General features: G+C 72.1%; 24 protein-coding genes and 1 pseudogene. 11 read left to right on the top strand and 14 right to left on the bottom strand.

Annotation, left to right across the window (positions count from 1 at the left end; translation table 11 throughout):
* Nucleotides 1-55: 55 nt before the first annotated feature.
* The 4 genes from AB0C35_RS13890 to AB0C35_RS13875 are packed head-to-tail and all read right to left on the bottom strand — an operon-like array spanning nucleotide 56 to nucleotide 3,610.
* The gene (locus AB0C35_RS13890; protein ID WP_358454616.1) at nucleotides 56-1,273 is read right to left on the bottom strand and encodes an ABC transporter permease; all 1,218 of its coding nucleotides are present in this window, start codon (nucleotides 1,271-1,273) and stop codon (nucleotides 56-58) included.
* A complete protein-coding gene (locus AB0C35_RS13885; RefSeq protein WP_358454613.1) occupies nucleotides 1,270-1,977 on the bottom strand; it encodes an ABC transporter ATP-binding protein in 708 nt (235 codons plus the stop codon). The genes AB0C35_RS13890 and AB0C35_RS13885 overlap by 4 nt, the downstream gene beginning before the upstream one ends.
* Complete coding sequence (locus tag AB0C35_RS13880; protein WP_358454610.1) at nucleotides 1,974-3,098, bottom strand: peptidoglycan-binding domain-containing protein; 1,125 nt, start codon at nucleotides 3,096-3,098, stop codon at nucleotides 1,974-1,976. The genes AB0C35_RS13885 and AB0C35_RS13880 overlap by 4 nt, the downstream gene beginning before the upstream one ends.
* Nucleotides 3,098-3,610, bottom strand: a complete 513-nt coding sequence (locus AB0C35_RS13875) for a hypothetical protein (RefSeq protein ID WP_358454607.1) — start codon at nucleotides 3,608-3,610, stop codon at nucleotides 3,098-3,100. Before AB0C35_RS13875 ends, AB0C35_RS13880 begins: the two co-directional genes overlap by 1 nt.
* A gap of 183 nt (nucleotides 3,611-3,793) precedes the next feature.
* Here AB0C35_RS13875 and AB0C35_RS13870 point away from each other — a divergent pair, with 183 nt between their 5' ends.
* The 4 genes from AB0C35_RS13870 to AB0C35_RS13855 all read left to right on the top strand — a co-directional run bounded on the left by AB0C35_RS13870 (nucleotide 3,794) and on the right by AB0C35_RS13855 (nucleotide 9,654).
* A complete protein-coding gene (locus AB0C35_RS13870; protein ID WP_358454604.1) occupies nucleotides 3,794-4,450 on the top strand; it encodes a response regulator transcription factor in 657 nt (218 codons plus the stop codon).
* Nucleotides 4,447-5,631: a HAMP domain-containing sensor histidine kinase gene (locus AB0C35_RS13865; protein ID WP_358454601.1), complete on the top strand. Its 1,185-nt coding sequence runs from the start codon at nucleotides 4,447-4,449 to the stop codon at nucleotides 5,629-5,631. Before AB0C35_RS13870 ends, AB0C35_RS13865 begins: the two co-directional genes overlap by 4 nt.
* Before the next feature lie 91 nt (nucleotides 5,632-5,722).
* On the top strand, nucleotides 5,723-8,506 hold the full coding sequence (locus tag AB0C35_RS13860) for a tetratricopeptide repeat protein (RefSeq protein WP_358454599.1): 2,784 nt from the start codon (nucleotides 5,723-5,725) through the stop codon (nucleotides 8,504-8,506).
* Nucleotides 8,507-8,748: 242 nt separating this feature from the next.
* Nucleotides 8,749-9,654: a phosphotransferase gene (locus tag AB0C35_RS13855; RefSeq protein WP_358454596.1), complete on the top strand. Its 906-nt coding sequence runs from the start codon at nucleotides 8,749-8,751 to the stop codon at nucleotides 9,652-9,654.
* Here AB0C35_RS13855 and AB0C35_RS13850 read toward each other — a convergent pair.
* Together AB0C35_RS13850 and AB0C35_RS13845 are read right to left on the bottom strand one after the other, a co-directional pair.
* On the bottom strand, nucleotides 9,562-10,317 hold the full coding sequence (locus tag AB0C35_RS13850) for a hypothetical protein (RefSeq protein ID WP_358454593.1): 756 nt from the start codon (nucleotides 10,315-10,317) through the stop codon (nucleotides 9,562-9,564). The genes AB0C35_RS13855 and AB0C35_RS13850 overlap by 93 nt on opposite strands.
* A 57-nt stretch (nucleotides 10,318-10,374) precedes the next feature.
* The gene (locus AB0C35_RS13845; RefSeq protein WP_358454590.1) at nucleotides 10,375-11,205 is read right to left on the bottom strand and encodes a helix-turn-helix domain-containing protein; all 831 of its coding nucleotides are present in this window, start codon (nucleotides 11,203-11,205) and stop codon (nucleotides 10,375-10,377) included.
* A gap of 318 nt (nucleotides 11,206-11,523) precedes the next feature.
* On the opposite strand from AB0C35_RS13845, the gene AB0C35_RS13840 reads away from it, so the two are divergent.
* Genes AB0C35_RS13840 through AB0C35_RS13820 form a run of 5 tightly spaced genes read left to right on the top strand, consistent with a single transcriptional unit; the run spans nucleotide 11,524 to nucleotide 15,427 of the window.
* The gene (locus AB0C35_RS13840) at nucleotides 11,524-12,831 is read left to right on the top strand and encodes an ATP-binding protein (protein WP_358454587.1); all 1,308 of its coding nucleotides are present in this window, start codon (nucleotides 11,524-11,526) and stop codon (nucleotides 12,829-12,831) included.
* Nucleotides 12,828-13,262 carry a roadblock/LC7 domain-containing protein gene (locus tag AB0C35_RS13835; protein ID WP_358454586.1) on the top strand — a complete coding sequence of 145 codons (435 nt, stop codon included), beginning with the start codon at nucleotides 12,828-12,830 and terminating at the stop codon, nucleotides 13,260-13,262. The genes AB0C35_RS13840 and AB0C35_RS13835 overlap by 4 nt, the downstream gene beginning before the upstream one ends.
* Nucleotides 13,259-13,663 (top strand): DUF742 domain-containing protein, encoded by a 405-nt coding sequence (locus tag AB0C35_RS13830; protein WP_358454583.1) that lies wholly within the window; start codon nucleotides 13,259-13,261, stop codon nucleotides 13,661-13,663. The genes AB0C35_RS13835 and AB0C35_RS13830 overlap by 4 nt, the downstream gene beginning before the upstream one ends.
* A complete protein-coding gene (locus AB0C35_RS13825) occupies nucleotides 13,641-14,237 on the top strand; it encodes an ATP/GTP-binding protein (RefSeq protein WP_358454580.1) in 597 nt (198 codons plus the stop codon). Before AB0C35_RS13830 ends, AB0C35_RS13825 begins: the two co-directional genes overlap by 23 nt.
* On the top strand, nucleotides 14,234-15,427 hold the full coding sequence (locus tag AB0C35_RS13820; RefSeq protein ID WP_358454578.1) for a cytochrome P450: 1,194 nt from the start codon (nucleotides 14,234-14,236) through the stop codon (nucleotides 15,425-15,427). The genes AB0C35_RS13825 and AB0C35_RS13820 overlap by 4 nt, the downstream gene beginning before the upstream one ends.
* A gap of 15 nt (nucleotides 15,428-15,442) precedes the next feature.
* On the opposite strand, the gene AB0C35_RS13815 is transcribed toward AB0C35_RS13820, so the two are convergent.
* Nucleotides 15,443-16,834, bottom strand: coding sequence for an SPFH domain-containing protein (locus AB0C35_RS13815; protein WP_358454575.1), 1,392 nt, complete (start codon nucleotides 16,832-16,834; stop codon nucleotides 15,443-15,445).
* Nucleotides 16,835-16,958: 124 nt separating this feature from the next.
* On the opposite strand from AB0C35_RS13815, the pseudogene AB0C35_RS13810 reads away from it, so the two are divergent.
* Nucleotides 16,959-18,647 (top strand): annotated as a pseudogene (locus AB0C35_RS13810) (cytochrome c oxidase assembly protein); the annotation flags it as partial.
* A gap of 47 nt (nucleotides 18,648-18,694) precedes the next feature.
* On the opposite strand, the gene AB0C35_RS13805 reads toward AB0C35_RS13810, so the two are convergent.
* The 5 genes from AB0C35_RS13805 to AB0C35_RS13785 form a co-directional block, all read right to left on the bottom strand.
* Entirely contained in the window at nucleotides 18,695-20,029 is a 1,335-nt protein-coding gene (locus AB0C35_RS13805; RefSeq protein ID WP_358454573.1) for an HD domain-containing phosphohydrolase, read from the bottom strand.
* 10 nt (nucleotides 20,030-20,039) lie between these two features.
* A complete protein-coding gene (locus AB0C35_RS13800) occupies nucleotides 20,040-21,386 on the bottom strand; it encodes an HD-GYP domain-containing protein (protein WP_358454570.1) in 1,347 nt (448 codons plus the stop codon).
* Nucleotides 21,387-21,963: 577 nt separating this feature from the next.
* Entirely contained in the window at nucleotides 21,964-22,887 is a 924-nt protein-coding gene (locus AB0C35_RS13795; protein WP_358454567.1) for an NAD-dependent epimerase/dehydratase family protein, read from the bottom strand.
* A gap of 58 nt (nucleotides 22,888-22,945) precedes the next feature.
* Nucleotides 22,946-23,242, bottom strand: a complete 297-nt coding sequence (gene rsrA, locus AB0C35_RS13790) for a mycothiol system anti-sigma-R factor (RefSeq protein ID WP_358454564.1) — start codon at nucleotides 23,240-23,242, stop codon at nucleotides 22,946-22,948.
* A gap of 89 nt (nucleotides 23,243-23,331) precedes the next feature.
* A complete protein-coding gene (locus tag AB0C35_RS13785; RefSeq protein ID WP_358455070.1) occupies nucleotides 23,332-23,937 on the bottom strand; it encodes a sigma-70 family RNA polymerase sigma factor in 606 nt (201 codons plus the stop codon).
* 337 nt (nucleotides 23,938-24,274) lie between these two features.
* Here AB0C35_RS13785 and AB0C35_RS13780 point away from each other — a divergent pair, with 337 nt between their 5' ends.
* Nucleotides 24,275-25,069 (top strand): methyltransferase domain-containing protein, encoded by a 795-nt coding sequence (locus tag AB0C35_RS13780; RefSeq protein ID WP_358454561.1) that lies wholly within the window; start codon nucleotides 24,275-24,277, stop codon nucleotides 25,067-25,069.
* Here AB0C35_RS13780 and AB0C35_RS13775 read toward each other — a convergent pair.
* Complete coding sequence (locus AB0C35_RS13775; protein ID WP_358454558.1) at nucleotides 25,066-25,395, bottom strand: TraR/DksA C4-type zinc finger protein; 330 nt, start codon at nucleotides 25,393-25,395, stop codon at nucleotides 25,066-25,068. The genes AB0C35_RS13780 and AB0C35_RS13775 overlap by 4 nt on opposite strands.
* A 91-nt stretch (nucleotides 25,396-25,486) precedes the next feature.
* Nucleotides 25,487-26,284 carry an SOS response-associated peptidase gene (locus AB0C35_RS13770; RefSeq protein WP_358454555.1) on the bottom strand — a complete coding sequence of 266 codons (798 nt, stop codon included), beginning with the start codon at nucleotides 26,282-26,284 and terminating at the stop codon, nucleotides 25,487-25,489.
* Between the last annotated feature and the right edge of the window lie 34 nt (nucleotides 26,285-26,318).

Below are 26,318 nucleotides of genomic sequence, written 5' to 3'. Positions count from 1 at the left end.
GGCGGTGGATCCGCCCGACCGGGTACGGCCGGCGCCGCGGCCGCGCACCTCGGGGTCATGCCGCCGCCAGGGCCTCGGTGGGGCTGAGGCGGGACGCGCGCACCGCCGGGTAGAGGCCGGCCACCGCGCCGATGACCAGTGTCGCGGCCACACCGCCCGCCACCGCCCACGCCGGGATGACGACCGGCCAGCCCTGGTAGAGGGCGTAGACGGCGGTGACGAGCGCGCCGATGAGCGCGCCGCCGGCGCCGCCGAGCGCCGACAGCAGCAGCGACTCGGCGAGGAACTGCGTGCGGATCTGGCCGCGGGTCGCGCCGAGGGACCGGCGCAGGCCGATCTCCGAACGGCGCTCCAGCACCGAGATGACCATCGTGTTGGCCACCCCGACGCCGCCGACGAGCAGCGCGACGGCGCCGAGTCCGAGCAGCAGCCCGGTGAACGCCTCACCGGCGGCCTTCTTCGCCGCCAGCGCGTCCGACGGGCGCGACACCTCCACCTCGTTCGGCGCCTGCGGGTTCGCGGTCGCGCCGAGCACGTCCCGGACGTCCTCGACGCTCGCCTCGTGCGAGCGGGTGTAGATCGTCGTCGGATGCCCGTCGAAGCCCAGCCGGTCCTGCGCCGCCGGCCAGCCGACCAGCGCCGCGGTGTCCAGCTCGGGGGCGAGCGGCGCCGGTTCGAGGATGCCGATGACGGTGAACCACCGGCCGCCGACGAGCACCCGCACGTCCGGGGCGGCGTGCCCGATGCCGAGCCGTTCCGCGGCGGTCGCCCCGAGCACCGTCGCCGGGAACGCGCCGGTCGCGGCGTTCAGCCAGACGCCGCTGCCGAGTTCGGCGCCCGTGGCGGCCCGCAGGTCGGTGCGGGCGGCGTAAGCGGCGATGCCCTTCGTCTCGGTCTCGGGCACCTTGTTCGTCCGGTACACCTTCGCCTCGTCCAGCAGGCCGATCGCCGACACCTCCCGCACCGGGGCGATCCGCGCCACCATCGCCTCCGACTCGGGGGGAAGCTGCGCCTCCTCACCGGTGAGCGTGTTGCCGGGCGAGACCGTCAGCAGGTTCGTGCCGAGCGCGGCGAGCGCCCGGTCGAGGTCGGCGCGGGAGGACGAGGACACGCCGACGACCGCGACCATCGCCGCGATCCCGATCGCGATGCCGAGCGCCGACAGGAACGCCCGCATCGGACGGGTGCGCAGCCCGACCGCGCCGACCCGGACCACGTCCCCCGGCCACATCCGCGCAGGCCGCAGCGCGGGGCGCCGCACCGGGGCCGTCATCGCGCCGCCCCCGGGGCGGGCGGCCCGGCGAACGCGGCGCCGGCGGCGGAGTCGTCCACCACGAGGCCGTCGCGCATCCGGACCCGGCGGGGCAGCCCGGCCGCGATCTCCCGGTCGTGCGTGATGATCACGACGGTGGTGCCGGCGGCGTGCAGTTCGCGCAGCAGCGCCATCACCCCGTCCCCCGACGCCGAGTCGAGCGCGCCGGTCGGCTCGTCCGCCAGCAGCAGCGCCGGCTCGCCGGCCACCGCCCGCGCGATCGCGACGCGCTGCCGCTCGCCGCCGGACAGCTCGTGCGGCAGATGGTCCATCCGGTGGCCGAGGCCGACCCGCTCCAGCGCCGCCGCGGCCCGCCGGCGCCGCACCGCCGGGCGCAGCCCCGAGTACAGGAGGCCGTCCGCCACGTCGTCGAGCGCCGGGGTGCCCGCGGCCAGATGGAAATGCTGGAAGACGAAGCCGATGCGGCTCGCCCGCAGCGCCGACAGCCGGTTGTCGGCCAGCCGTCCCACGTCGTGCCCGTCGATGTGGACGCTGCCCGAGGTCGGGCGGTCCAGCGTGCCGAGGACGTTGAGCATGGTCGACTTGCCGGAGCCGGACGGCCCGGCGATCGCGACGAGTTCTCCCGCGCCGATGTGCAGCGAGACTCCGTCGAGGGCCCGGACGCCGCCGGGGTAGAGCTTCGTCACGTCCCGCAGACTGATCATTTCGGCACCCCCACGACCGTGCCCTCGGCGATCCCCGGCCCGGAGACCTCCACCCTGCCGTCCGCGAACAGGCCGGTCTCGACGGGGACGTACGACGAGGCGGCGCCCTTGACGACCTCCACGCCGAAGCCGCCCTCCCGCAGCGCGACGAGCGCGGCGACCGGCACCGTCAGGACGTTCTCGCGCTCCCCGGCGGTGAACGCGACGTCGACGGACGCCAGCGCGTACTCGGCGGCGGCCTTCTTCGCCTCGCCGGAGTCGAGCCAGATGGTCACCTCCACCTTCGTCGACGGGTCCTGGCCCTGCTCCCCCGGCTCGATCACCGTCGTGACCTCGTCGATCTTCGCCGTGACGGTCTCGTTCTCCGGCAGGGTCACCTCGACCTCGGCGCCCTCCTCGGCCATCCGCTGGTCGGCGGTGTCCAGTTCCACGGTCACGGCCTTGGCGGTGCCGGTGCAGTCGAGGATCTTCTTGCCGGGCGCCGCCGGCTCGCCCGCGTTCGCGTGGACGCCGTCCACCCTGACGGGCCCGGACGCGAACGCGACCCGTCCGAGTTCCACGATCCCGGTCTCGGCCACGCCGATGTCGTCCTGCCATTGCATGACCGCGTCGGCGGTGTCCGCGGTGTACTCGCCGTCCACGGTGAAGCCGCCGTAACCGAGCTTGGCGAGGTTCGCCTCGAACCGCTTCACGTCGGATCCCTCGGCGCCGATCGCCAGAGGCCGGTAGGACGGCTTCGACCCGTACATCAGCACGACCGGGTCGCCGTCCACCTCGTACAGCTCATGGCCCCGGGTGATCTCGTCGCCGCTCTCGGGAAGCTTCGTCAGCGTCCCCTTCGCCTGGCTCGTCACCGTGTGCGCCGGGCCGTAGCCGAGCCGCCCGTCCTCGGTCAGGGTGTCCTTGAGCGTCTGCCTCGTCACCTTCGCGGTGGCCGGCGGCAGGCCCGCCGCCGTCCCGCCGCCGGAGTCACCGCCGCCGCCGAGCGCCGCGGCCGTCGCCACGCCGCCGACCGCGACCAGGGCGCCGACGGCCAGGGCGACCTTCAGGCGCGGGAGGCGGCGGCGCGGCGGATGCTCGTGCTCCTTCGCCGGCGCCCGTTCCGCGGTGGCACCGCCCATCACTTCCCGCCGCCCTGCAGGACCTTCTCGCATTCCTGCTGCGCCTTCTCCAGGTCCGGGTCATCGCCGACCTCGTTCTTGTTGATCCGGATGCCGGGCTGGTTCGGATCGGGGTCGGGGAACTTCTCCACCCCGTTCCGGCGCATGCACTCGGCGAACTCGCGGGCCCGCTCCTGCTGCCTCGGATCCGGCGCGCCGGTGCGGTTCGCCTGCGGGCTGTACTGCCGGCACGCCTCCATGGCCTTGTCCACGACGGCCTTGTCGCCCTTGACCTTGAACCGGACGCCCTGGCCGGGCTTCGGGTCCTCCATGTCCACGCCGTGCTCGCGCATGCACTGGGCGAACTTCACGCCCATCTCCTCCGGGCTCGGCTTGTCGCCGTCCCCCGCCGCGCCGCCCTGCTTCGCGCCGCCCGCCGACGCCACGCCCGAGCCGTCCTCCTCGTCCGAGCCGCAGCCGGACAGGGTCAGGGCCAGGGCCAGCGGCACCACCGCAAGGATCCGCAGTCGCATCGTGTCGTCCCCTCGTCTCCGCGGCCGGAGCGGTTCCGGCCGGACGGACAGCGATGCAACCCCGCCGGACGTTTCCCCCGCGTTTCCGCGCCCCGGGCCCTGCACGGCCGGCCGGTTCACTAACGGAAACGAAACACCCCGCCGGGCACACTTTCACCGGTCGAGGCAGGTGGAGGGAGCATCATGCGGGTGCTGGTGGTGGAGGACGAACGGCTGCTCGCCGGCGCGATCGCCGAATGGCTGCGGGACGAGGCCCACGCCGTCGATCTCGCCCACGACGGGGCGGCCGCCCTGGAACGCGTCGGCGTCAACGACTACGACGTCGTCGTCCTGGACCGCGACCTTCCCCTCGTCCACGGCGACGACGTCTGCCGGGAGATCGCCCAGGGCGAGGCCACGGCGCGCGTCCTGATGCTCACCGCCGCCGCCGAGATCACCGACCGCGTCGGCGGCCTCGGGCTCGGCGCCGACGACTACCTCACCAAACCGTTCGCGTTCCCCGAACTGGCCGCCCGCGTCCTCGCCCTCGGCCGCCGCTGCCGCCCCGCCGCCCCGCCGACGCTGCACCGCGCCGGCATCACCCTCGACCCCGCACGCCGCGAGGTGTTCCGGGACGGACGCTACGTCCCCCTAGCGAAGAAGGAGTTCGCGGTCCTCGCCGAACTGCTCCGCGCCGACGGCGCCGTCGTCTCGTCCGAGCAGCTCCTCGAGAAGGTGTGGGACGAGCACGCCGACCCGTTCACCGGGGCCGTCCGGCTCACCGTCCTCAAGCTGCGCCGCAAGCTCGACGACCCGCCCGTCGTGGAGACCGTCAAGGGAGCGGGGTACCGGATCCCATGAGGATGTCGCTCCGCACCCGGCTGACCCTCACCTACGGCGTCCTGTTCTTCGTCGCGGGCCTGCTGCTCCTCGGCGTCACCTACGTCCTGTTCGGCCAGCAGCTGTCCCGCGGCGGCAACACGAAGTTCCTCGCCACCCACACCGGCCCCGGCCCCGCCGAATCGCCCGCGCTCCCGGACGACAACGGCCGGCTCATGGCCGAGACCCGGCGCCTCTTCGAGAAGGAGCGCGACGAACTGCACGACGCGGCCACCACCTCCCTGGTCACCCAGGGGTCGATCGCGCTCCTGGTCGTCGGCGGGGCCGCGGCGGGCTTCGGGTGGCTCATCGCGGGCCGGGTCCTCACCCCCTTGCACCGCGTCACCGACACCGCCCGCCGCATCGCCGCCTCCCCCGCCGCCGACCGCGGCCTGCACGAGCGCATCGCGCTCCGCGGCCCCCCCGACGAGGTCAAGGAACTCGCCGACACCTTCGACGCGATGGTCGAGCGCCTCGACCGGTCCTTCGACGGCCAGCGCCGCTTCGTCGCCAACGCCTCCCACGAGCTGCGCACCCCCCTCACCCTGGGCCGCGCCCTGGTCGAGGTGGCGATGCACCGCGCGTCGGCGTCCCCGGACGTCCGGCAGCTCGGCGAGACCCTCCTGCAGATCAACACCCGCCACGAACGCCTCATCACCGGCCTGCTCCTGCTCGCCCGCTCCGAGAACGAGATCACCACCCGCGCCCCCGTCGACCTCGCCGACGTCGTCGCCCACGTGACGTCCCAGACCGCCCGGGAGGCGAAGGACGCCGGCGTCACCATCGAGACCGACACGGCCGAGGCCGTCACGACCGGCGACGCCCTCCTCCTCGAACGCGTCGTCCAGAACCTCCTGGAGAACGGCCTGCGCCACAACACCGAATCCGGCTGGGTCACGATCTCGTGCCGGACACAGGACGACCAGGCCGTCCTGGAGGTCGCCAACTCCGGCCCCGCCGTCCCGCCCTACGAGGTCCCCGCCCTCTTCGAACCCTTCCGCCGCCTCGACGCCGACCGCATCGTCACCGCGAAGGGCGCGGGCCTCGGCCTGTCGATCGTCCAGTCCATCGTCCGCGCCCACAACGGCACCGTCACCGCCGTCCCCCGCGACTCCGGCGGCCTCCACCTGACCGTCACCCTCCCCCACCTCCCACCCGTATAGCCGCACAGGCTGAGTGTGCACTTGTCCGCAGTCCGCGGGAACGGCGCGGGTTACGGTGAGCCCAGGTCGGTCTAACCGCGGAGGGCCCGGCATGACGACCTATCTGGGCGGGGCGAACATCGGGGGCGACTCGGTCTCCGGCAACAAGATCGTTCACATGGCCGCGGCACCGCCGGAGGCCGACGAGCCCCCGCGTCAGCTTCCCCTGGACATCCCGGGGTTCACCGGACGCCTGGACGTCCTCTCCCAGCTCAACTCCCTCGTCGAGGCCGGCGGCTCCGCTCCGGTGATCATCGCGCTCACCGGTATGCCCGGAATCGGCAAGACGGCACTCGCGGTGCACTGGGCGCACCTGATGTCGGAGCGCTTCCCCGACGGGCAGCTTTTCATCGATCTGCGCGGCTACTCCAAGCGCGGCGCTCTGTCGCCCCGGGAGGCGCTCGGCCAGGCACTGCGGACGCTGCGGGTTCCGGCCAGCCGGCTGCCCGTCGACGAGGACGAGCTCGCGGCCCTCTACCGCTCGCGGCTCGCCAACAAGCGCGTCCTGATCGTCCTGGACGACGCCGCCGACCCGCAGCAGGTCTACCCGCTGCTGCCAGGCACGTCATCATGCGTCGTCGTCGTGACCGGACGACGGAAGCTCACCGCGCTCGTGGCGCGGTACGGCGCGCGGGCCATACCGCTCGATCTTCTGCGCGCGGCCGAGGCACTCGACCTGGTCAGCGAGGTCGCGGGAGCCGAACGCACGCGCGCCGAGCCGAACGCCACCGCGGAACTCGTCCAGATGTGCGCGCGGCTCCCGCTGGCCCTGCGCGTCGCCGCCGCGAACCTCGCCACCAGCCCCCATCGGACGGTCGCCGACACGGTCGCCGCGCTCGCGGAGGGCGACCGGCTGTCGAAGCTCGCCCTCGGCGAGGACCCGGGCGAGGCCGTCGGCGCGGCCTTCGACCTGTCGTATCGGGGCCTCGTCCCGGAGACGCGGCGCGCCTTCCGGCTGCTCGGGCTGGTGGAGGGGCCGAACGTCGCACCGGAGGCGGTAGGGGCGCTCCTGGGAACGACACCGGAGGCGGCACGGCGGCTGCTCGACCGGCTGGAGACCGCCGGCCTCGTCCAGGCGATGGGACGCGGCCGCTTCCACCTTCACGAACTGCTCCGCGAGTACGCGCACGGGCGGGCGCTGAAGGAGGACTCGCCCGTCGTCCGGACCGCGGCGATCCAGCGGTTCGCGACGTGGTACCTCACCACCGCCCAGCAGGCGGGACGGTTCCTCGACAGGTACCGCCGGACGATCCGGCAGGAACTGACCGCGCCGCCCGTCAACCCCGACCCCGCCGAGCGGGCACGCCACCTCGAATGGTTCGCCGCCGAGCAACAGAACCTGACCGAGCTCACCCGGCAGGTCGCCCGCCTCGACTGGGACCAGCTGACCTGGGAACTGGCCGACGCCGTCTACGACTTCTTCGAGCTGCGCCGGTACTGGCACGAGAACCTGGAGGTCCACAGGCTCGGGCTGGAGGCGACGCACCGGGGATCCAACCCGCTCGCTCGCTTCTTCATGCATCACCACATCTCGGTCCTCTACCGCGAGCTCGGCCGGACGCAGGAGGCGCTCCTGGAGGCGGCGTGCGCCCTCCAGCTCGCCACCCGGCTCGAGGACCGCTACGGCGAGGCGGCCGTCCTGGACAACATGGCCCGGACGTATCTTCAGCTCAGCGACTACCGGATGGCCCTCGAACTGGGCAAGGAGGCGCTCGCGATCCGCCGCGAGATCAGCGACCGGCACGCCGAGGCGACGACGCTGGACACCCTGGCCCGCGGCTACCAGGGGCTCAGCGAGTACGGCATGGCCTATGAATGCGCCGCCGACGCCCTGGAGATCCGCAGGGAGATCGAGGACCTGAGGGGCGAGGCCGAGACGCTCGACATCATGGCCCGGATCTACTACGGGTGGGGGCGGATCAGCGAGTCACAGGCGTCCACCGAGCAGGCCCTGAAGATCCGCCGCGAGATCGGGGACCGCCATGGCGAGGGCGAGACGCTCGCGTTCCTCGGCTACCTGTACATGCGGATCGGCCGGCACTGCCAGGCACGGGCGCACGCGGAAGAGGCGCTCATCATCCGCCGCAAGATCACCGACCGGCAGGGGGAGGGTCATGCCCTCGTGTACCTCTCCACGATCAGGCGGCGTCTCGGCTGGCACGAGAAGGCCGTGGAGGCCGGGCTGGAGGCGCTCGACATCCTCCAGGAACTGCGCGACCGGCATGGCGAGGCGGAGGCGCTCGACAGCCTGAGCCGCTGCTACCGGCGCATGGGCATGTACACGAGGGCGAGAGAGGACGCGAACCGCTCGCTCGCGATCCGCCGCCTGATCGGGGATCGGCACGGCGAGGCGAACGTCCTGAACGCGCTCGGCCTGATCGAGCTGAACGCCGGCCGACTCGGCCGGGCACGGCAAGCGGCGAAGGGTTCGCTCCGGCTGTGCCACACGATCGACGACAAGCGCGGCATAGCCGGCTCCCTCGACCTGCTCAGCAAGGTGTACCTGCAGACGGGGCTGGCCGAGAAGGCGCTGCGGACGGCGGAACGGGCATTGATCCTGGAGGACGACGTCGGCCACCACTACGGCAAGGTCGTCACGCTGCGCAATCTCGGCGAGATCCTGCTGCGGCTCGATCGCGCCTCCGACGCGCTGATCCGGGTGCGGGACGCGCGCCTCCTGGCCGCACAGATCGGTGTGCAGCACGAAGAGATCAAGGCGCTCCGGCTGCTGGCGCACATCTGCGATACGGCGGCCGAGCCCTCCGCCGCCGAAGCCGCCCGCGGTGAGGCCGACGCAATCGACCGGGAACTTGAGAAGCTTCTGGGAAATCCTTGAACTCCCGGGGTCTTTGGTTCTGCACCTATCCCTGTGTCCGGTGTGGTGAAATTGCTCTCCGGGCCTAAGCGAGGCACGGGTTCAATCACCGAGGACGTGCCTTGCTCGATCCGATTGACCGTTTTCTCACTTGCCGTGAGATTCTCAGATGGCATTACGGCCACTGGAGACCCGAGTTCCTGAGTCCGCCGCGGCGGCACTACAGCCTGCACTACACGTATCGGTACGACGACCGAAAGTACGTGGCCTCGAAGGTGTGCAAGGAGCGCGGGAGGCTCCCCTTCCACCGGCAGTTCGCCATCATGCGCGCCCTGGAACGGACCGAGGCCGGACCGGTGGTGCGATCTCCCATCGCCCCCAGGTTGAGATGGCGCGGACGCAACTGGGTGACCGGACCGTCCAACCGCTGGTTCGTCCGCTCCTACACGGAGCACGACCAGTGCCCCGACTGGTCATCGGCGGCGCTCGTCGCGGACGCCGCACGGAAACTGGCGCTCGTCCACCGGACGTCGAAGGCCATCGATCCCAACATGCTGCGCCCTCCCGTACACGGCCTGCAGGTCTACGACTGGGGACTGTTCGACGTTCTTCAGCACATCGGAACACTGCTTGAGGACATGCACTCCCGGGAACGGTCTCCCCGGCACATCAAGGCCGTCGATTCCGCCTTGACCCGGTTACGGGACGAGAGGGCAAGTGTGGATCTCGGGCCGGAAGGGCTCGCCCACCACGATCTACGGACCGAGAACCTCCTCGTCAAGGACGGCATGGTCATCGAGATCGTCGACTGGGACCGGGCGCACTGGGACGTCCAATGGTATGACGTCACGCTGGCGGCCCTTCACCTGGCTTATGCACGGCCGGCGAATCCGCGGTGGGACCTGACGAACGTGTTCCTGAACGCCTATCAGGAGGAATCGGAATACGAGCTTTCGCCGGACGCGCTGGCATGGCTGTTCCGGTTCACGGCGGCCCGGAATCTCGCGGTTTCGCGTTCTCCCCAGAAGTGGGCGCGGCTGGCCCGCGGGGTCGAAGAGCGGTGGGGGAACGGGGCGTCAGCGTTCGTTGATGATTTTGTTGCCGAGGACCAGGTCGCCTCTTACCTGGACGTTGCCGCTGAAGACGGTGGAGCCGTCGGGGTCGGGTGAGGCCGGCGCGGGCGCGGGAGAGGACCGGGGCTTCGCGCCCGTCAGGTACATCCAGGCTTCGGTCGTCGTTTCCTTGACCTGGACGGTCACCTTTTCGAAGGAACCCGGGTCCAGCGGGCCGTGCAGATGGGCCACGAAGGCCTCGTACACGAACGGCGAGACGATGAGGCCCAGGTCGGCGCCCGTCTCGGCGAGGGCGGTCTTGAGGGCCGGAGCCTCCATGAGGCGGGCCGTCTGGATGATGGCCTGCCCGTTCAGGCCTTCGGCGTCGGGAGTGATCGGGCCGACGTGCAGGGCGACGCGGAGCTGGACGCGGACGGCGGCGCTCGCGCGGTGGTTGTGCAGGCGGAGCGCGACGGCCAAGTGTCCGGCGAGGGGGTCGACGAGGGACGCGGTCGGGACGGCGGGCGAGAGGATGACCAGGGCGCCGTCGCCGCGGTCCTCGCGGTAGGTGTCCGAGGGTGGGACGCCCAAGGCGTCCAGCGCGGACAGCAGGATGCGGTAGGTGACCTCGCGGACGACCCGCCGGTCCTCGTCGTCGCGGGACGGGTCGCCGAAGCCGGCGATGTCGCAGAAGAGAACCGAGCAGTTCAGCCCCGACCAGGTCGTGAGGGCGCGGCGCGGCGCGGGGGCGACCGGTGCGGAGTCAAGGGGTGCGTCCACGGTACGAGTGAACGCTCCGGGCGAGTCGCCGTCCATGTCGTGTGGCACAAACGTGCGTTAGCGGGGGGTGTTGTTTTGGCGTAGGTCGCGGGGGGTTACGCCGAAGCGTTGGCGGAAGGCGTGGCTGAGGGCGCTGGCCGAGGAGAAGCCGGTGGCGTGGGCGAGGTCGGTGATGGTGACGTTCCGGTAGAGGGGGTTGCGGAGGCGGTCGCGGACGAGGCGGAGCCGCTCCTCGCGGATCAGCTCGCGGGGGGTGGTCCCGGCCCGCTGGAGGGCGAGCTGGATCTGCCGCAGCGACCAGCCGAGGTCCTGCGCCATCCCGGCGCCGGTGAGGCCGGGGTCCGTGACGTGCGCGCGGACGTAGCGGCGCACGACGGCCTCCACCTCGGCGAGGTGGCCGGGGGCGGGCGGCCGGTCCTCGCCCGCGACGACGATGCACAGCAGCTCGGTGATCCGGTCGCAGGCGGCGTCGAACTGCGGTTCGCTGAGGGTCTCGGCTCCGACGGCCCTGACCATGTCGGCGACGACGCGGCCGAGGCCGGCGGACAGGTCGAGGCCCGTGGCGAGCGGCGAGGCGGGGCGCAGCCGGCCGTCCACCTCGTGGGCCGGGATCGTCATGACGAGCGCGCGGGCGGGGCGGTGCTGGACGACCCGCAGCGGCGCCGCCGGCGACAGCAGGCCGCCCGTCCCCGGCCGGAGCCGTGCCTGCCCGCAGTCGCGGAGCACGAGCATCTCGCCGTGCAGCGGCAGCAGGAAGCGGTAGGCGTCGTCGGGGTCGCGGCGCGCGTCGCCCGCCGTGCGGACGTAGTCGGTCCGGTCCGAGCGGTAGAGGACGAGGCGGTAGGCGGCGCTGCTCTGCCGGACCGACCCGCCGAGGAAGTCGTCCACCGCAGGCCCTTCCGCCGGTCGGTCCGCGTGCCGTGGCCGGCCGGCGGCCGCGGCACCTGATCACCGCAGGTGAGCGTAGTACGATCACCGCCGCAGAATCAGGCGAATCCAGCGGAAAGTGACGCGTTTCAGACGGCGCGTGATCACGTGATGCGCCTGGCGGCAAGATCTCTGCGCGCGAGCACAAGCGCCCCCGTGCGCACCCGTCCTACGGTGCCGAAACCGCGGCGTATCTGCGCCGTCCGGAACCCACCCCACCCGGCCATGAGGCGGTCCGCTCCGGTCCGCCTCGCCCGATTCGTGTGCACCGAGGATCTGATGGAGCAATTCCTCTTGGCGGCGGCGTTCGTCATCGTGGCGGGCGCGGGCATCGCCGCCGCGGTCCTGCTGGTACGCCAGCGGCAGGCGGCCGCCGAACTTCGCGAGCAGAACTCCGTGCTGGCCCGTGGTCTGGACCTGCGGGAGAAGGAGCTGCGGCACCTGGCCGACGTCCGGCTGCCGGAGCTCATGGAGTCACTGGGCAACCCGGGCGTGCACGTCGCCGGGCCGCTGCACGACCTGGCCCGGGAGGCCCCCGCCTACGGGCAGTCGCTGCAGACCGTGATGGACCTGTTCGCCGGGTCCGCCGCCCGCGTCCGCGAGCGGTCCGACCGGTCCGCGAAGTCGACGCTGCGGGCGATGATGCGCGCCGTGCAGAGCCTGGCCAACGAGCAGCAGCTCGCCATCTCGACCATGCAGGAACGCCACGACGACCCGGACGTCCTGGAGGGCCTGCTCCGCATCGACCACATGAACGCCCAGCTCGGACGGCGCACCCAGGCCACCGCCGTGCTGTGCGGGTCATGGCCGGGGCAGCAGCGCTCGGCGTCCTCGATGAGCGACGTGGTCCGCGGCGCGACGTCCCGGATCCGCGACTACCTGCGCGTCAACCTGGAGGGGACGGTGAACAGCGCGGTGACGAGCCGGGCCGTGGAGCCCGTCGTGCTGACGCTGGCCGAACTGCTCGACAACGCCGCGCGGCACTCCCGGCCCGACACCTCCGTCGAGGTCAACTTCCGGTCCACGCACAACGGCGTCGCCATCACGATCGACGACGCGGGCGTCGCGATGGACGCCGACGAACTGCAGCGCGCGTCCGACCTGCTGTCGGGCGAGGCGTCGGTGGACATCCACCGGCTCGGCGACCCGCCGCAGGTCGGGTTCGCGGTGGCGGGCGTGCTCGCCGCCCGCTACGGGTTCCGGGTGTCGGTCGACAGCCGCTCCCCCTACGGCGGCGTGCGCGCCGTGGTGTTCGTGCCGAGCACGCTGCTCACCACCGTCCCGGACGCCCGGCCGCCCGAACCGGTGACCTCGTCCCGCCCGGCCGCGGACACCGGCGCCGAGGACGGGCCGTCCACGGCGGGCGGCCTGCCCAAGCGCAGCCGCGTCGCGGTCGCCGAACGGCCCGACGGGACGGACGGCGAGCAGGACGCGGCGGAGACCGGCGGCCCGCCACCGGCCAGGCCCGCCAGGGAGACCGCCGCGGGCCTCGGCGCCTGGCAGCGCGGGACGCGCTCCGGCCGCGCCGGCGGCGAGGGAACCGGCATCGGCGGGCCCGCCATCGAGAGCAAGGACCTGCGGCCATGAACGAGGGGTGGAACGGCGCGATGGACGACGGGACGAACCGGCTCGGCTGGATGCTGGACGACGCGCTGCGCATGCCGGAGACGCGCTACGCGATCCTGCTGTCGGCCGACGGGCTGCTCATGGCGCACTCCGAGCGGATCAGCAGGGACGACGCGGAACGGCAGGCCGCCGGCATGTCGGGGCTGCAGTCGCTCGCCCGCAGCACCGCCGAGTTCTGCGGCGACCCGGGCACGACGTGGCGGCAGACGGTCAACGAGTTCGACGACGGGTACGTGTTCCTCGTCGCCGCCGGCCCCGGCGCGTACCTGGCGGTGTCGGCGACGCAGCACGTGGACATGGAGACCGTGTCGTTCCGGCTGCAGGAACTGGTGCAGCGGCTGGGCAAGGAGATGACCAGCCCGCCGCGTCCCGGCGCGGGCCGTCCCGCATGACCCCGCGCAGGAACGAGCGGGCGCTGGTCCGCCCGCACGTCGTCACCGGCGGCCGGGCCCACCCGACCCGCAACGTGTTCGACCTCGTCACCCTCGTGATCGCCACCGGCGACCTGCCGCTTCATTCTGGGGGGACGACCCCCCAGACCCCCCGGCAACCGCTTTCGAGCACCGGGCTGTCCCCGGAGAAGCTCCGCATCGTCGAGCTGTGCCGCGGCGGCGCGCTGTCGGTCGTGGAGATCGCGGGGCATCTCGCCCTGCCCGTCGGGGTCATCAAGGTCCTGCTGTCCGACCTGGTCGACGGCGGGCACCTCACCACCCGGGCCGGCGCGCCCGCGGCCCAGCAGTCGAAGGTCCGGCTCCTTCAGGAGGTGCTCGATGGACTCCGCGCTCGCCTCTGACACGCCCTACCTGCGCGACAGCGTGCGGACGGCCGTCAAGATCCTCATCGTGGGGCATTTCGCGGTCGGCAAGACCACCTATGTCGGGACGCTGTCGGAGATCCGCCCGCTGCGCACCGAGGAGCGGATGACGCAGGCGGGCGCGATGGTCGACGACCTCGCCGGCATCAAGGACAAGACGACCACCACGGTCGCCATGGACTTCGGCCGCCTGACGCTCAGCGACGACCTCGTCCTGTACCTGTTCGGCGCGCCGGGCCAGCAGCGCTTCACCCGGCTGTGGGACGACCTCGCGCGCGGCGCCCTCGGCGCGCTGGTCCTCGTCGACACCGCCCGACTCAAGCAGTCGTTCGAGATCATGGACCTCGTGGAGCGGCAGGGCCTGCCGTACGCGGTGGCCGTCAACCACTTCGACGCGTCGCCGGTCTTCCCCGAGTCCGAGGTCCGCGAGGCCCTCGACCTCGCCGACACCACACCGCTGATCACCTGCGACGCCCGCGACCGCAGGTCGTCCACCGAAGCGCTGATCTCGCTCGTCGACCACCTCCTCACCCTCGACACGGAGACACCGTGACCGACGACACGACCACCACCGGACCGGCCCGCTTCGCGATCTACGGGGCGGAGTTCGCCAAGGACCCGCGGCGTGTCTACGAGCAGATGCGCGCCCACGGCGACCTCGCGCCCGTCGAGCTGGCCCCGGGCGTCCCGGCGACGCTCGTCCTCGGGTACGACGCGGCGCTGGAGATCCTGCGCGACCCCGACCGGTTCCCGCGCTGCAGCGAGGTGTGGGAGGAGGATGTCGGCCCCGAGTGCCCGGTGCTGCCGATGATGATGACCCGGCCCAACGCGCTGTTCACCAACGGCGCCGTCCACGCCCGCCTCCGCTCGGTGATCGTCGACAGCCTGGACCGGGTCGACCCGGCGTCGCTGCGCGAGCAGGTCGCGGCCGCCGCGGACGGCCTCATCGACATGTTCGCCGCCGACGGCAAGGCCGACCTCATCGGCCAGTACGCCCGGACGCTGCCGCTGCTGGTGTTCAACGGGATGTTCGGCTGCCCCCGCGACATCGGCGACAAGCTCGTGCGGGGCATGAGCGCGATCTTCGACACCGTCGGCGCCGAGGAGGGCAACGCGCTGCTCGGCGAGGCCACCTTGGAGCTGGTGGCGCACAAGCGGCAGAAGCCGGGCGCGGACGTGACGTCCTGGATGATGCGGCATCCCGCCGGCCTCGACGACCTCGAGATGACCCACCAGATCACGCTGCTGGTCGGCGCCGGCACCGAGCCGGAGCAGAACCTCATCGCCAACGGGATCCTGCTCCTGCTGTCGGACGACAGGTTCGGCGGCGACCTGTCCGGCGGCAGCCTGCCCGTCGAGGACGCCCTCGACGAGATCCTGTGGACGGACCCGCCGATGGTCGCCTACGGGACGACCTTCCCCCGCCACGACATCGACTTCCACGGGTACCGGCTGCCCGCCCACCAGCCCGTCCTGGTCGGCTACGCCGCGGCGAACACCGACCCGTCCCGGTCGATGGCCGACCGCAAGGGCAACCGCGCGCATCTGTCCTTCACCGGCGGGCCGCACACGTGCCCGGCCAAGAGCCACGCCCGGCTGATCGCGTCGGTGGCCATCGAGACGCTCCTCGACCGGCTCCCCGACCTGGACCTCGCGCTCCCCGCGGAGGACCTGGAGTGGCGGCCGGGCCCCTTCCACCGGGCCCTGACCGCCCTCCCCGTCACCTTCCCGCCCACCCGGTGACCCAGGGCGTTCCGGTCAGTCTTCGGTGGAGGCGCGCAGAGCGCCCACCACGGCGGTCAGCTGGGTGATCAACCCGGCGACGCTCGTCTGGTCGGCGCCGTTGACGGTGACGGTGCGCAGCTCGTCCGGCTTGGGCAGCTTGGCCATGATCTCCGGCAGCGATGCGATGAGCCGGGACTGCACGGCCGCGGGCGTCCGGTCGTTCTCGATCGCGGCGCGGGCGCCCTCCCGCTCCAGGTCCAGCAGCGCCTGCTCGTGCCGGGACCGGGCGCGGGACTCGGCGAGCGCCAGCTCGCCCTCGGTGCGGAGCCGGGCGAGCTCGTGGTCGCGCTCGATGCGCAGCCGCCCCGTCTCGGCCTCCTCCTCGTGCCGCTCGCGCTCCATCCGCAGGGTGTGCCGCGTCGTCTCGGTCTCCAGCTCGGCGACCTCGCGGGTGTCGTCGTGCTCGCGTTTGGTGCGGCGCAGCTTCTCGGCCGCCTCGGTGTCGAACAGCTGCGACTCGTTGCGGGCGCGCAGCTCCGCCAGCTCCCGCTCGTGCTCCAGCCGCTGCGACTCCTTGATCCGCGCGGCCGCCATCTCGCGCTGCGCGACGACCTCCTCGGCCTCCAGCTCCGCCAGCCGGGCGATCTGCCCCTGATGGGCCCGGTACGGCTTCTGCAGGTTCTCCCAGAGCCGCGACGAGCTGACCACGGCCTCCTTGATCTGCACGGTGACGATCCGCAGCCCGAGCCCCTGCTCGCCGTCGTCCTGCCCCTCGGCCACCGCGCGCAGCCGGGCCGTCAGCTCCTCGATGATGGGCTGCTTGTCGCTGAGGACGTCCTGCACCCCCATGGTCGAGACCTTGTCCTTGATCGCGGCCTCCGCCTGCTCCCTGAGCTGCAGGTTGACCAGCCGCATCGGGTCGTCGGCGTCGCTGAAGTCGAGTTTGCGGTACGCGATGCCGAAATCCTGGACGATCCACTGGACGTAGCCCTGGACGAGCACGCCCTGCAGTTCCCGGCAGATGCAGTACGCGTTGATCAGGATCGTCTGCGTGGCGCCCGGCACCACGAGGAACGAGTCGGTGGACGGGTTGAACCGGAACGACACCCCGAGCCCGATGTGCAGCGGCTCGGCCCGTCCGCGCCGGGTGTGGACGACGAACGCGTTCGGCGGCACGAGCACGTTCCTCCACCGCCAGAACCCGCTGATCCGCACGTCGACCGGGCCGGGCGCGGCGCGGTCCCCGGCGGGGGCGCCGCCGAGGGCGCGGTCGCGTTTGGCGAGCGGGCCGGGCAGGGCGGGCGGTGCTCCCGCGGCGGCGGGCGCCGCCACCGGGGCACGCCGCGCCCTGAGGTCGTCCTCCAGGACCGCCTGCTGGGCGACGACCTTCTCCAGATACGTGTTGCCCTGGTCCTGGGCGCTCATCTCACTCCTCGGCGCTTGATCGGCTTGGCGGTACCTTATTGGGCTTTGAACCTTCTGTTCGGCCGTATACGTATGTCCGGCCGTGGCGACACATGAGCGACAGGCTCCCCCGACCGACAAGCCGATGCTCGTCATCGGCGCCGCGGCTCTGGCGCTGGTCGTCCTCGCGCTGGTGACGCGGCTGGGCGGGGCGCTCAGCGAGACCTCGGCGCCGGGCCTGTCACAGGCCGGCGCCCTGACCAAGACCGGTCTGTCGGTCGCCAAGCTCGGCGGGAACGTCGCCGCGGTCCTCACCGTCGGGTGGCTCCTGGTCGCGGCCGTGTTCGCCCGCCCGCCGTCGCCGGTCGGCCGCCGCTGCCTGCGCGCCGCGTCCATGACGGCCCTGGCGTGGGCCCTGTGCACCCTGGCGCTGATCGTTTTCAGCGCCCTGGACCTGTTCGGCATCGGCGTCGGCGGCCTGACCGGGAACATGATGCGGACGCTCCTCATCGAGCTGCCGCAGGGACGGGCACTGCTGATCGTCCTCGCCGTCGCGGTCGCGCTGTCGGTCGCGGCCAGCCTGCCCCGCGCGGAGGGCGGCTCCGGCTACCTGCTGGCGGCCGCGCTCGCCGCCCTGCTCCCGCCGCTGTTCACCGGCCACGCGGCGGGCGCCTCGTACCACGCGCTCGCCGTCTACAGCCTGGCCGCCCACGTCGTGGGCGCCGCGCTGTGGATCGGCGGGCTCGTCGCGCTCGTCACCGCCGGTCCCGCACTCCGCGACCGGCTGCCGCACATCGTCGGGCGTTACAGCGCGCTGGCGCTGGTGTCGTTCACCGTCGTCGCGGTGAGCGGCGCCGTCAACGCCTGGGTGCGGCTCGGCGGCCTCCACCTCGGATCGCGGTACGGGACGGTCGTCGTGGCGAAGATCGCGGCGCTCACCGTCCTCGGCGGGCTGGGCTGGTGGCACCGGCGCACCACCATCCCCGCCCTGCGGGACGGCACGGGCACGCGGCCCTTCCTGCGGCTCGGCACAGTCGAGATCCTCATCATGACGGCGACCATGGCCCTCGCCACCGGGCTCTCCCGCACTCCCCCGCCCGAGAACGCCCCCGGCACGCTCGACATCGTCGCGCTGCGCCTCGGCTTCCCGCTGCCCGGCCCGGCGGGCCCCGGCCCCTACCTGCTCGACTGGTGGATCGACCCGCTGTTCTTCGCGCTCATCGTGACCGGTGCCGTCCTGTACGGGGTGGGCGTCGTGCGCGTGCGGGACTGGCCGTGGCACCGCAGCGCCGCCTGGGCCGCCGGGCTGCTCGTCGCGCTCCTCGCCACAGGCAGCGGAATCTCCCGGTACAGCATGGTCCTGTTCAGCGCCCACGCCGTCCAGCACGTCCTCATCGGGCTGCTGGCCCCGCTGCTGCTCCTGTACGGGGCTCCGGTACGGCTGGCGCTGCGGGCCGTGCGGGACGAGAACGCGCCGCTGCTCGCCGCCGCGGCCGGCTGCCGCGGGATCCGGCTGCTCGCGCACCCCGTCGTCGCGTCCGTGCTGCTCCTGATCAGCCTCTACGCGTTCTACGTGTCGCCGCTGTTCGGCGCGACGCTCAGCAACCACGCGCTGCACTCGCTCGCGATGCTCTGCTTCCTGGTCATCGGCCTGGCGTACTTCCACGGGACGGCGGGGACGCTGGTCCCGTTCGCCGTCCTGCCGCTGCACCTGATCGCCGGGGTCGCCCTGATGCGGGACGGGACCGTCCTCGGCAGCTGGTACGAGGAACTCGGTCGGCGCTGGGGCCCGGCACCGCTGGACGACCAGCACCTCGGCGCGCTGCTGCTGTGGACGGCCGCCGCAGCCGTCACGGCCGCCGTCGCACCGGCGCAGGAGCTCTACTGGCGGAGACGGCGGTCCACGACCCGGCTGAGCGCCTCCACGACCGTCGGGTCGTACTCGGCGGCGGAGTCGAGCCTCAGCCGCTCCAGCACGGCGGCGCCCCTGTCCCGGTCGCGGGACTCGCCCACCAGGTCGTCGTAGGCGTTGGCGACCTTGATGATGCGGCCCGCGAGCGGCGGCGGGACCGGCCTGGTGTCGGCGGAGTCGCCGGCGTCGGGTTCGCGTCCCGTCCGGTAGGGGTGGGAGGACAGCTGGACGATGTGCGCCACCCGGTCCAGGACCCCGGTCTGCTTGATCACCTCGGCGCCGAGTTCGGCGATGCGGCGCTGCTCGGCCGGGGACGCCAGCACGGTCGCGCCGCCCGGGATCGGGTCGCCGAGCGACAGCTGGCCGATGTCGTGCATGAGCGCCGCGTACTCCAGTTCGAGCAGCTCCTCCTCGGACATGCCGAGCTCGCGCCCCATCGCGACCGCGAGCCGGGACACGCGCCGCGAATGGCCCGTCTCCACGTAGCCGCCGACCTCGGTGACGCGCGACAGCGCCCGGACGGTCTGCAGGTAGGTGGCGCGGATCCCGGCGTACCGGCGGAACGCGAACTGCGTCACCAGGATCGGCACCGTGAAGATCAGCAGCGCGGCCTCGCCCATCGCGGTCGTCGCCACCGCGATCAGCATCGCGGTCGCGCTGGTCGCGGCGCACAGCGCCATCTTCGCCTCGATCTCGTCGCGCAGCGCGATGCCGAACCGCGCCCGGACGGCCTCCGCCCGGATCACCGCGGCGATCAGCACATCGGTGAAGCAGGACGCGATCACGACGATGCCCATCACCGCCAGCAGCAGCTGCCAGACGAGGTCGAGCGACAGCATCGGCCGGAAGCACAGCGCGACGACCGAGGCCGTGAACAGCCGCCGCGCCATCGCGTCCAGGCGCGGGGACCGGCCGACCGCGATGTGCGGCAGCGAGCCGATCAGCATGCCCACCGCGGTGACGGCGACGACCTGCAGCGCGGAGTGCTCGGCGGCGACGACGCCGAGCGGCGCGTCCGGCGGGGCGCCCTCGGGGCCGACGCCCACCAGCAGCGCGTAACCCATCGCGCCGGCGCCGGCGATTGGCGCGACCTCCCGGTTTCCCGGCATCACCATGCGGAACAGCTCGCCCAGTGCGATCAGCACGCCGAAGATGATCGCGACGTTGGGCTGCCGGAGCCCGACGGCCGCGACCTGCGTGATCGCGACGATGACGAACAGGCCGGCGGTGGCGATCAGCAGCAGCTGGCCGGAGTCGATGGTCTGCCACGCGGCCCGTTCCCGGGTGCGGCCCTCGCTGCTCATGGACGTCCCGTCACCGCCGCACCTCGTCGCCTGCGACCCGCAGCGGCGTGCTCGGGTCGTCGTGGTCGTGCCGGGTGGTCTCCACGACGTCGTCGTCGGGCAGGACGACCGGGCCGGGCGGCACCCACGGGTCGCGTTCGAGCGCCCGCAGGAACGCCTCCACGATCTCCGGGTCGAAGTGGTCTCCCATGCAGCGGCGCAGCTCCGTGACGGCCTCGTCGACGGTCCGGGCGGCCCGGTAGGACCGGGTGGAGGTCATCGAGTCGAACGCGTCGGCGACGGCGATGACCCGGGCGAACTCGGGGATCTCGTCGCCGGCCAGGCCCATCGGGTAGCCGCGGCCGTTCATCTTCTCGTGGTGGTGCATGATGCCGGCGAGCGCCTCGTCCAGGAACCCGATCTCGCGGACGATCTCCAGCCCGCGCATCGGGTGCAGCTGGATCGCGGCGAACTCCTCCTCGGTCATCGGCCCGTTCTTCTGCAGCACCTTGGTGGGGACGCCGAGCTTGCCGACGTCGTGGAGCATCCCGGCGTAGCGGATCGCCTCGACGCGGTCGGCGCGCATGCCGATCTCCTGGGCGATCATCACCGAGCCGCGGGAGACCCGCTCGGAGTGGCCGCGGGTGTAGAAGTCCTTGGTCTCGACGGCCTGGCAGAGCGCGGCGAGGGTGGCCGAGTGCGCCTGCTGCTGCACGTACGCCTGGTCCATCGCCCAGCGAGCGATGAACAGCGGCAGCAGGACCAGGACGGCGGCGAACGGCCCGACCCGCGGCCACAGCCCGGCGATCAGCAGGCCGACCATGCCGTAGCCGAGGCAGCCGACGGCGAGCTGGCCGCTCTCGTGCAGCCACTCGCGCGGCGTCGTCTGCCGGCTGAGCAGCAGCACCCCGCCCATCAGCGTCAGGTTGACCAGGACGAAGGTGACGAGGGCGCCGAGGAACGGCCCGATGACGTTCTCCACCCAGCGGGCCTGCTCGGGGTGGAAGCGGTCACCGCCGAGGAGGTCGAAGACCGTCCCGGCGATGAAGCCGCTGAGCGCGAGTTGCGCGCCGTTGAAGATCCGTTTGACGGGGGCGAAGATCCGCTGGCCGGTGATCACGGCGCAGAAGCCGATCAGGGCCGCGCCGGCGGGTCCGAGCAGGACGACCGAGGCCAGGCTCGCGGCGAAGCTCAGCGACACCCTGGCGCGCGCGACGTTCAGCCGTGCGGGCGCGGAGTCGCAGATCAGGAACAGCAGGGCCAGGACGGTCAGCTTGCCCCAGTCGATCTCCGCGAAGGACGACGTCGCGATGAGGCCCACCGCGAGGGCGACCACACCACAGACGTACGCCCAGGCAGCGAGAGGTAGTCCACGCATTGCCGCCCCCCTCGGGGAGTGAACGCCCTCATCCGGCCGGTCCGCGTCGGCGTGGCCTGTGCGGGCCTGCCGGGAATGAAGGTGTTCGTGACGAATGGCGGGCCGCCGCCGGGCTTACGCGTGCCTGCCGGCACCTACACCCAGGACACGCCCTCGGGCATCATCAGCGACGACGCCGAGGCGCTCTCACGCCGGCCGTGTCCCACCGGCGTCACGCGCTTGAGCATGGCTCCTTGCCTCCCCCCGCGAACCGGGCCGTCCGGCCTCGCGGCCGGCCACCGGGACCGGACCGGTCCAGGCTTCCCGGGCGAGCACTTACCCCGAATACACGGGCGTAGGCGTGCTCCCGTCGCTGATTCCGGCACAAGCCTAACGTGAACTGCCCAGGTCACACAGGCATGCGGAGAAACGAAAGCAAGGCGTGAAGCAATCGTCACCTTAAGTGATCAATTGCCTCACGCGAATGCACTCAACGTAATTGCACGATCCCTCTGCACGTCACAATGCACGTGCATCCTCGGCTGATCGCAATAACCACCGGGAATTGGTTACAAAACGGCCAAGCCCCGGCTTTCCGTCATGCCGGGACGTTCCGCTCCCGCGCCCACGCGACCGTCTCGGCGAGCCCTTCCGCGAGGCCCACCTTCGGCTCCCAGCCGAGCGCCTCCTGCGTCGCCTTCGGGTCGACGGACATGGCGGGAAGATCGCCCAGCCGCGGCGGCGCGAACTCCGGGTCGTCCGGCGCGCCCGCCGCCTCCGCCACCAGCGTGTGCAGATCCCGGTCGGTCGTCTGCACGCCGGTGCCCACGTTGAAGCGGCCCCCGCCGCCCCGCTCTCCCGCCGCGCGGGCGAACGCGTCCACCACGTCCGCCACGTAGACGTAGTCGCGGGTCTGCGCGCCGTCGCCGTAGACCCGGGTGGGGCGGCCCGCCAGCAGCGCGTCCGCGAAGATCGAGATGACGCCGGCCTCGCCCTCGGGCGTCTGCCGCGGCCCGTACACGTTGGCCAGCGTCAGCGTCGTGAAGTCGATGCCGTGCAGCGCCTTGTACATCCCCGCGTACACCTCGCCGGAGACCTTCGACGCCGCGTACGGGGACGCGGGGCGCAGCTCGGCGTCCGGCGGGACGGGCAGCGCGTCCGGAACCCCGTACACCGCGCAGCTCGACGTGAACACGACCTTGCGGCCGCCCGCCGCCCGCGCCGCCTCCAGCACGTTCGCCGTCCCGACCACGTTCGTCCGGGCGTCGCCCAGCGGGTCCGCCACGCTGGCGCGGACGCTCACCTGCGCCGCCAGATGGCAGATCACCTCGGGGCGCCGCGCCGCCGCCTTCTCCACGAGCCCCGGATCACTGACATCCATCTCCCACAGCTCCAGCCCGGGACGGACGTTGGCGCCGGACGACATGTCGTCCACGCCGATGACCTCGTGACCGTCCGCGACGAGCCGGTCGACCAGATGGGATCCAATGAAACCGGCCGCGCCGGTGATGAGTACGAGCACCCGCAGCAGAATACCGGCTGACGGGCGGTGGGCCGCACCGGTCGGCCCACCGCGATGATCAAGCGCTCTCGGTCTTCTCGGCCTCTCCGGACGCCTTGATGTCGCCGCAGATCTCCTCGATGCGGCCGAGCACCTTAGCGCGCAGGTCGGTGGGCGCCTGCTCGCAGCCGCAGGACTTGTTCACCAGCTTCTTGACGGCCTCTTCGAGCCCGTACTCGCGCAGGCACGGTCCGCACTCGTCCAGGTGCTGCCGCACCTCGCCGCAGCCGCCCTGGTCGAGCTCACCGTCGAGATAGGTGTAGACCCGCGCCAGCACTTCGTCACAGGGGGTCTCATGGTGGTTGCCACAGCTCATGGCTCACTCACCCCTCTCGTTCACCGCGCCGCCGCACGGCGCGGTGTCGGGCATCTCGCTCCGCTGTACGCGGCAGGCGCGTTTCCCGCTCACTTGGACCCTCCGCCCGTCCTCGTGAGACCGCGATCCTCAGCGTAGTCCTCCAGCATCACGCGCAACTGGCGCCGGCCCCGGTGCAGGCGGGACATCACCGTGCCGATGGGCGTGCCCATGATCTCGGCGATCTCCTTGTACGCGAAGCCCTCGACGTCGGCGAGGTAGACGGCGATCCGGAACTCCTCGGGCAGATCCTGCAGAGCCCGCTTCACATCGCTGTCGGGCAGGTGCTCCAGCGCCTCGGCCTCGGCGGACTTCAGCCCGCTGGAGGTGTGCGACGCTGCGCGCGCGATCTGCCAGTCCTCGATGTCCTCGGTGGCGGCCTGCTGCGGCTGGCGCTGCTTCTTGCGGTAGTTGTTGATGAACGTGTTGGTCAGGATGCGGTAGAGCCACGCCTTGAGGTTGGTGCCTTCCTTGAACTGGTGGAAGGACGCGAACGCCTTGGCGAACGTCTCCTGGACGAGATCCTCGGCGTCCGCCGGATTGCGCGTCATGCGCAGCGCGGCCGAATACAGCTGGTCCAAGAACGGGAGCACGTCGCGCTCGAACCGCTCCTGACGCTGCTCCACGGTCTCCGTGGTGCCCTGTACCTGACCCACCCCCTCGGCTGTGGCGCCCTTGGCCTTGGCATGGCCGGCGGCGTCGTATCCCACAGACGATATCGGTCCGCGCGGCCTGGCCACGCGTACAGGGGCCTGCGCGTCGCCGCGCGGTGCCGCGGTCCCGGCTCTCCGCTGCTGGTCGGCAACGGCTGTGGTCATCGGTGTGCACCTCCGCGTTATGGGTTGTGAGACGGTGCAACACCGGATCGGCGCCGCCGATTCCCCGATGGGGGCGGACACGGCGATCACGGGCGTCCCGCCCGGGTCCTGCACGGAGGGTGACAACACCTGTAACGGGGAAGAAGTGACATACACGGCGAGAACAGGAGCAAAAGTGCATCCGGTGCTGTCGGCGCGATCGTCCGAGCCCACCATCGCCAGTCTGCGCGAACTCTCCGGGGACGGGGCGGGCGACGCCCTCGCGCGCTACTGGACGTTCTACTGGGCGGTCGCCTCCGCCCAGCTGACGCGATGGCTGCCGCGCAGGCCGGCCCGCGTGCTGGACATCTCCGGGGGACGCTCCGCCGCCCAGGCCGCCGACGCCCGCCACACCGTCCTGGAGGTGCGCGATCCGGGCAGGTCCGAGGGGCTCGCGTCAACGGACGGCGCACCGCCCGCGAAGGCCGCCACCATCCCGGTGATCGGCGACACCGGCACCCTCCCGTTCCTCGCCGACGGCTCCATGGACGCCGTGATCGCCGAGAACCGCGTGCTGTCGCGCCACCTCGCCACCGAGACCACGGTCGCCGAGATCGCCCGCGTCCTGCGCCCCGGCGGCCGCGTCCTGCTCTGCGTCGACTCCCTGACGCTCGGCATGGCCCTGCTGGCCGAACGGAACTACTGGGCGCACCTGTCCGACGTCCCGAGCGCCGAGGTCGTCCTCATCCCGTGGCCGGACGGCACGATCACCCGCTCGTTCTCCGCCCACCAGCTCCGCGAACTGCTCGCCGACGCGGGCCTCGAAGTCGAGTGGATCAGGCCCCGCACGGTCCTGTCCCCCTCGACCGTCGAACACGTCCTGGCCGAGTCACCCCGCACCCTCCCCCGCCTGGTCCGCACCGAGCTCAACACCCCGAGCCCGGACGAGTCCCTGGGCATCCACCTGCTGGCCAGCGCCCGCCGGAGCTAGCGCCTGCGGTCGTGTTTCGACTGGCAGGCGATGCAGCGGGCGGCGTCGGGGCGGGCCTCCAGGCGGCCTTCGGGGACGGGGTGGCCGCAGCCGAGGCACCGGCCGTAGGTGCCGGCGCCGATCCGCTCCAGGGCGGCGAGCACGCCGCGGCGGTGGCGTTCGAGGGACTCCAGGGCGGCCTCCACGCGGTCATGGGCGGTGAGGCCCGCCCCGGCGTCCGCGGCGGAATTGTCGCGTTCGGGGCTTTCTCCGCGGAGAATGGCGATGGAACGGTCCAAATCCTCGAGCAGCACCTCGAGGCGGGAACGGGCTGCGTCGGTGTCCACGATGCTGCGAACTCCTCCCGGTGCGGGGCTCCGGGCAATGCGGCTCTCACCCCGGCCGCCGGCGTGACGCGGCGGCCGGAACAAACAGGGGTCAGAACAAACTGTCGGAATGGTTGCCAGAACTATCCCCAGAAGTCGAGGGTTCTATGAGTTCCGGCCCGTTGTTTTTCACGTTGTTGACCGCCTTGGACACCGGGTAGGCCTCCATTGTCCCGGCCATGGCGGGCACCAGAAGGCCCCGTACCTGCTCGGTGTCGTTCAGGCCGGGGTCGAGCCAGGCGTCCCAGCGGTCGGGTTCGACGATCATCGGCATCCGGTCGTGGATCCGGCCCAGATCATCCGGCGCGTCGGTCGTGATCACCGTGCACGTCCACAGCCACTCGTCCTCGGGGGACTTCCACAGCTCGTACAAGCCCGCCATGGCCATGACGGCGCCGTCGTTCGGGCGGATGAAGTACGGCTGCTTCTGCGGCTTCTTCTTCTTGGCCTTCTTCTCACCCTCGGCGGGGTCGGGCGAGTCACCCTGGTCCTGGAGGGTGTACCACTCGAAGTAGCCGTCGGCCGGCAGCAGGCAGCGGCGCCGCGCGAACGCGCGGCGGAACGACGGCTTCTCGTGCACCGTCTCGAACCGCGCGTTGATCATGCGGGAGCCGATGGACAGGTCCTTGGCCCAGGACGGGACGAGTCCCCAGCGCACCGTCCGCAGCTGCCGGACGGCCGCCTCCTCCTCGGGGGCGTCCTTCGGGCGCCGGTTGAGGACGACCGGAACCTGCTTCGTCGGGGCGACGTTGTAGTCGGGCTGGATGTCCCCGTCGACGGCGTCGAGCTGGACCTGGAACTCGTCCAGCAGCTCCTGACGCGCACGGGTGGTGGCATAGCGTCCGCACATGGGTCCCATCCTGCCGTGCTTGAGGCGTGGCCTG

It is taken from the genome of Spirillospora sp. NPDC048819, assembly GCF_040650055.1.
Classification (GTDB): domain Bacteria; phylum Actinomycetota; class Actinomycetes; order Streptosporangiales; family Streptosporangiaceae; genus Spirillospora.
The sequence above is the reverse complement of the archived record's forward strand: the minus strand, read 5'-3'. Positions and strand labels throughout refer to the sequence as shown.

What these genes read in the sequence shown, in the direction of transcription:
- AB0C35_RS13890 (WP_358454616.1), bottom strand. Translation starts at nt 1,273, where the DNA reads ATGACGGCCCCGGTGCGGCGCCCCGCGCTGCGGCCTGCGCGGATGTGG.
- AB0C35_RS13840 (WP_358454587.1), top strand. Translation starts at nt 11,524, where the DNA reads ATGGAGCAATTCCTCTTGGCGGCGGCGTTCGTCATCGTGGCGGGCGCG.
- AB0C35_RS13860 (WP_358454599.1), top strand. Translation starts at nt 5,723, where the DNA reads ATGACGACCTATCTGGGCGGGGCGAACATCGGGGGCGACTCGGTCTCC.
- AB0C35_RS13875 (WP_358454607.1), bottom strand. Translation starts at nt 3,610, where the DNA reads ATGCGACTGCGGATCCTTGCGGTGGTGCCGCTGGCCCTGGCCCTGACC.
- AB0C35_RS13825 (WP_358454580.1), top strand. Translation starts at nt 13,641, where the DNA reads ATGGACTCCGCGCTCGCCTCTGACACGCCCTACCTGCGCGACAGCGTG.
- AB0C35_RS13800 (WP_358454570.1), bottom strand. Translation starts at nt 21,386, where the DNA reads ATGCGTGGACTACCTCTCGCTGCCTGGGCGTACGTCTGTGGTGTGGTC.
- AB0C35_RS13870 (WP_358454604.1), top strand. Translation starts at nt 3,794, where the DNA reads ATGCGGGTGCTGGTGGTGGAGGACGAACGGCTGCTCGCCGGCGCGATC.
- AB0C35_RS13805 (WP_358454573.1), bottom strand. Translation starts at nt 20,029, where the DNA reads ATGAGCAGCGAGGGCCGCACCCGGGAACGGGCCGCGTGGCAGACCATC.
- AB0C35_RS13885 (WP_358454613.1), bottom strand. Translation starts at nt 1,977, where the DNA reads ATGATCAGTCTGCGGGACGTGACGAAGCTCTACCCCGGCGGCGTCCGG.
- AB0C35_RS13815 (WP_358454575.1), bottom strand. Translation starts at nt 16,834, where the DNA reads ATGAGCGCCCAGGACCAGGGCAACACGTATCTGGAGAAGGTCGTCGCC.
- AB0C35_RS13770 (WP_358454555.1), bottom strand. Translation starts at nt 26,284, where the DNA reads ATGTGCGGACGCTATGCCACCACCCGTGCGCGTCAGGAGCTGCTGGAC.
- AB0C35_RS13830 (WP_358454583.1), top strand. Translation starts at nt 13,259, where the DNA reads ATGACCCCGCGCAGGAACGAGCGGGCGCTGGTCCGCCCGCACGTCGTC.
- AB0C35_RS13835 (WP_358454586.1), top strand. Translation starts at nt 12,828, where the DNA reads ATGAACGAGGGGTGGAACGGCGCGATGGACGACGGGACGAACCGGCTC.
- rsrA (WP_358454564.1), bottom strand. Translation starts at nt 23,242, where the DNA reads ATGAGCTGTGGCAACCACCATGAGACCCCCTGTGACGAAGTGCTGGCG.
- AB0C35_RS13865 (WP_358454601.1), top strand. Translation starts at nt 4,447, where the DNA reads ATGAGGATGTCGCTCCGCACCCGGCTGACCCTCACCTACGGCGTCCTG.
- AB0C35_RS13880 (WP_358454610.1), bottom strand. Translation starts at nt 3,098, where the DNA reads ATGGGCGGTGCCACCGCGGAACGGGCGCCGGCGAAGGAGCACGAGCAT.